Origin of the sequence: Corallococcus sp. CA041A (assembly GCF_003612075.1) — a bacterium.
In the GTDB taxonomy this organism is placed as follows: Bacteria; Myxococcota; Myxococcia; order Myxococcales; family Myxococcaceae; genus Corallococcus; species Corallococcus exiguus.
Genome location: NZ_RAWF01000450.1, coordinates 1 through 3,817 on the forward strand (window position 1 = coordinate 1; position 3,817 = coordinate 3,817).

At 66.9% G+C, this 3,817-nt stretch carries 6 protein-coding genes; 2 read left to right on the forward strand and 4 right to left on the reverse strand.

The window, feature by feature from the left end; translation table 11 throughout:
- Positions 1-609 (reverse strand): general secretion pathway protein GspE (locus tag D7V77_RS40760; protein ID WP_120581565.1); only part of this gene is annotated, 609 nt, incomplete at its 3' end.
- A 102-nt stretch (positions 610-711) separates the two neighbouring features.
- Here D7V77_RS40760 and D7V77_RS40765 point away from each other — a divergent pair.
- Together D7V77_RS40765 and D7V77_RS40770 are read left to right on the forward strand one after the other, a co-directional pair.
- A complete protein-coding gene (locus D7V77_RS40765) occupies positions 712-906 on the forward strand; it encodes a CPXCG motif-containing cysteine-rich protein (protein ID WP_120581566.1) in 195 nt (64 codons plus the stop codon).
- Between the two features lie 225 nt (positions 907-1,131).
- A complete protein-coding gene (locus D7V77_RS40770) occupies positions 1,132-1,581 on the forward strand; it encodes an Hsp20/alpha crystallin family protein (protein ID WP_233597535.1) in 450 nt (149 codons plus the stop codon).
- 123 nt (positions 1,582-1,704) lie between these two features.
- Here D7V77_RS40770 and D7V77_RS40775 read toward each other — a convergent pair whose 3' ends face one another.
- Genes D7V77_RS40775 through kdsA form a run of 3 tightly spaced genes read right to left on the reverse strand, consistent with a single transcriptional unit; the run spans position 1,705 to position 3,814 of the window.
- A complete protein-coding gene (locus tag D7V77_RS40775; protein WP_120562008.1) occupies positions 1,705-2,334 on the reverse strand; it encodes a response regulator in 630 nt (209 codons plus the stop codon).
- Positions 2,335-2,378: 44 nt separating this feature from the next.
- Positions 2,379-2,954: an HAD family hydrolase gene (locus tag D7V77_RS40780; RefSeq protein WP_120581569.1), complete on the reverse strand. Its 576-nt coding sequence runs from the start codon at positions 2,952-2,954 to the stop codon at positions 2,379-2,381.
- A gap of 23 nt (positions 2,955-2,977) precedes the next feature.
- Positions 2,978-3,814 carry a 3-deoxy-8-phosphooctulonate synthase gene (kdsA, locus tag D7V77_RS40785; RefSeq protein ID WP_120581567.1) on the reverse strand — a complete coding sequence of 279 codons (837 nt, stop codon included), beginning with the start codon at positions 3,812-3,814 and terminating at the stop codon, positions 2,978-2,980.
- Positions 3,815-3,817: the final 3 nt, after the last annotated feature.

Here is a 3,817-nt window from a genome sequence, read left to right on the forward strand (position 1 = left end):
GGCGGGGGGCGGCGGCGCGGCGTTCGGGTCGACGATGTCGCTGATGCGCTTCACGACCGTCTTGCCGCTCATGTCCACGACCTTGAACTCCTCCTCCTCCGGGAGTTCGCCCGCGTCCTGCTGCTTGTTCGAGTCGGGCTTGAAGCGCTTCTTCTCCACCGGCTCCTGGCCGCGGTAGTGGCGCAGGATGGCGTGCTCGATTTCACGGTCGCCCGCCACCATGGGGACCACGCGGGCGCGGCTGCGCGCCGCGACCTGGTCCAACGTGGCCAGGTCCGTGGGGTCGGACATCGCCAGCACCAGCGTCTTCCCGTTGTCCTTGAGCTGCACGGGGAAGACGCCCTTCTGCTCGGCGAGCCCCACCTCCACGCGGGCGAGCGCCGCCGAATCCTTCGTCAGGTTGCCCAGCTGCACGCGCGGCATTCCCAGGCCCTGGCAGATGGCCTGGGTGATGGTCTCCTCGGACGCCAGCCCCAGGTCCGCGATGACGCGCGACACGCGTCCGCCCCACTGGTCCAGTGAGGCGAGCGCGCTGCGTAGCTGCAACTCGTCGATGACGCGCGCCTTGACGAGGATGTCCGCGATGCGATTCCGGGAAGGGGGAGCCATGGGGTGGGGATTCTAGCGTCTGATGGCGCGGACGCTCAGTCCACGTCGATGAACCTGCCTTGAAGGCAGGGGAACATGCCTTGAAGGCAAGGAGGCTGGACCATGCAACCGTTCGCGGACGCCGCCACCCAGATGTGCCCGTACTGCGGCGAAGAGGTCGAAGTGGACGTGGACTCGCTGGGCGCCTCCTCCGAGTCCTACGTGGAGGACTGCCCCGTCTGCTGCCGCCCCTGGCAGGTGCACGTCACCCGGGGCGAGGACGGCGCCGCCGTCACGTTGGGCCGCGACGACGACTGAGCCTGGCCCCCCGCCAGGAGGGCAGGCAGGCGGGTACGAAGGCCTTTCGCGGGGGCTCCAGGACGTGCGGGGCCGTTCCTTGACACGTCCCGAAGCATGGTTCTCTTGAGTCTTGTGAGGCGCTGCCGGGCGCTCCTGGAAACAGGGTCCCGGCCACCCACTTCAACAACGACCGTGAACCCGCACGACGTGCGTCCCCAGGGACGTCACGAACAGGAGACGACCATGCTGAACGCTCGCTATCCCTTCAACAACGCCGCTGTCACCCACCCGCTGCTGCGCGACTTCGACTTCATCTTCCGCGAGCTGGCCTCGCCGGGCGTCCGCGAGGACGCCGAGCGCACCGTCACGCCCGCGGCGGACATCCTGGAGGCCGAGTCCGGCATCACGCTGCGCGTGGACCTGCCGGGCCATGACGCCAAGGCCATCCAGGTGAAGGTGGAGGACGGCGTGCTGACCGTGCGCTCCGAGCGCAAGGCCGAAGCCGTGCCGGAGGGCAGCGCCCTGCGGCGCCAGGAGCGCGCCTCGGGTGTGTACGCGCGCCAGTTCCGCCTGCCGGAGACGGTGGACGCGACCCGCGTGGAGGCCCGCTACGACAATGGCGTGCTCACCCTCACCCTGCCGCGTCGCGAGGAGACCAAGCCCCGCGTCGTCGAGGTGAAGGTCCAGGGTTGATGCGCGTGCATCAACACCCCATCAGGGAGGCCGCTGCCCTCGCTGTCGCGAGGCGCGGCGACTCCCGCAAGCATCGTTGCGACCCGAGGGCTTCCGCGGTGGCCGGCGGAAGCCCCCGTCCCATCACTTGCGAGCAGCGCTGGTGTTGAGCGCCAGCGGCACCCGGAACAGCTCCATCACCTGAGTCACGTCCAGCGGCTTGGCCAGGCACGCCACCGCGCCGGCCTGCTTGGACTGCTCCACGACGTCGGGCGTGTGCATGCTCGTCATGGTGATGAGACGCACGCCTTCCATCTGCTTGCGCGCGCGGATGCGCTTGCAGACCTCGATGCCGTCGATGTCCGGCATGTTGAGGTCGATGATCATCCCGTGCGGCTTCTGCTCCGACACCAGCAGCAGCGCCTCCACGCCGCTCGTGGTCGTCTGAAGCTCCACCTGGTTCGCGTGCGGCTTGAACGCGCGCTTGATGGCGTCCAGCACCGGGCGCTCGTCGTCCACGACCAGCAGGCGCACCGTGCTGCTACCCAGCTCCTCGGGCACGGGCATCTGGTGGGTGACCAGGAAGGTGCGCAGGTCCGTCGAACGCACCCGGCGGTGGCCACCCGGAGTCCGGAAGGCCATCAGGATGCCGCGGTCAATCCACTTGCTCACCGTCGACGGGTCCACCTGAAGCAACCGACTGATGTCGTGCGTCGTGTAGAGCTGGTCCGTCATCGCCGTACTCCCCTCGGACTGCATCGTTCCACTAGCCATGGAAATAAACACCTACCTTGAATGCGGGGTTTGATCAACCCACCCTACGACGTGCTGCGTTTATCTGTGCTTCTCATCAGACCCACGGCGTCATCCCAACGGCCACTGGCACGGAGGCACAGCTCCACAAGCTCACGGGCGGCTCCGTGACCGCCCACGTTCGTCGTAACGAAGTCTGCTTCCTGGCGCACCTCTGGAACAGCATCCGCCGGACAGGCGGACAGCCCTGAGAGTGACATGGGGTCCAGGTCGTTCAGGTCGTCTCCCATGTACGCGCACTGATTCGCGGGTATCTGGAGTTGGGCGAGCAATTCAAGGAAGGCGGGACCCTTCTCCTTGCGGCCCTGGAAGATGGCGGCGAGGCCCAATTCTCGGCCTCGCGCCTCGACGATGCGGGACGTGCGCGCGGTGAGGATGGCGGCGGGCAGGCCCACCAGCCGGGCCATGACGAGCGCATGGCCATCCTTCACGTTGAAGCGCTTCATCACTTCGCCGTTGTCGCCGTAATACAGCGCGCCGTCGGTGAGGACGCCATCCACGTCGAACACGAGCAGTCGCACGCGCGACGCACGGGACGTCAGCTCTTCCTTGCCCGGCTTGGAAGGCGCTTCCGTCTGCATGGCCTCCTCACCTTTCGCATGCATCAACTGGCTTCGTGACCCAGCGCGCGGCGGATGCTGAGTACATCTCGTAGCACGTCCTCGAACATCTGTGGATTGAGCGAGCACGGACCGTCACACAGGGCACGGTCGGGGTCTTCGTGGACTTCTGTGAATAAAGCGTCAATCCCGGCGGCGGCGGCGCTGCGGGCGAGCAGTGAGACGAACCGGCGCTCGCCGCCTGTCTTTCCGTCGCTGGAGCTGGGGAGCTGGACGGCGTGGGTGGCGTCCATGCAGACCACGAGGCCGGCCTCGCGCATCTGGGCGAAGCCGCGCATGTCCACGACGAGGTTGTTGTAGCCGAAGGAGGAACCGCGCTCGGTGACGAGCACGTTGGGGTTGCCCGCCTCCACTGCTTTCTTCGCCGAGTGGACGATGTCCTTGGGGGCCACGAACTGTCCCTTCTTCAAGTTCACCCCCTTGCCCGAGCGGGCCACCGCCTCCACGAGGTCCGTCTGCCGACAGAGGAAGGCGGGTATCTGGATGATATCCACGACTTCAGCGGCAGGCCCGACGTGGCTGGTTTCATGGACGTCCGTGAGAACGGGCACTCCCACCTCCCGACGGACGCGGTCCAGGATTCTCAGACCTTCCTTCAAACCCGGACCGCGGAAGGACTTCCCGCTGGTCCGGTTGGCTTTGTCATAGGAACATTTGAAGGCATACGGAACGCCCAGCCGGGACGTGATGCCCTTGAGCAGGTGGGCGTGTCTCAGGGCCATCTCCTCGGACTCGATGCTGTCCGGGCCGGCGATGACGAAGAGGCGCTGGCCGGGGCCGACCTTGTGGCCGCACAGCTCGATGGAGGGGGTGTTGCTCATGAG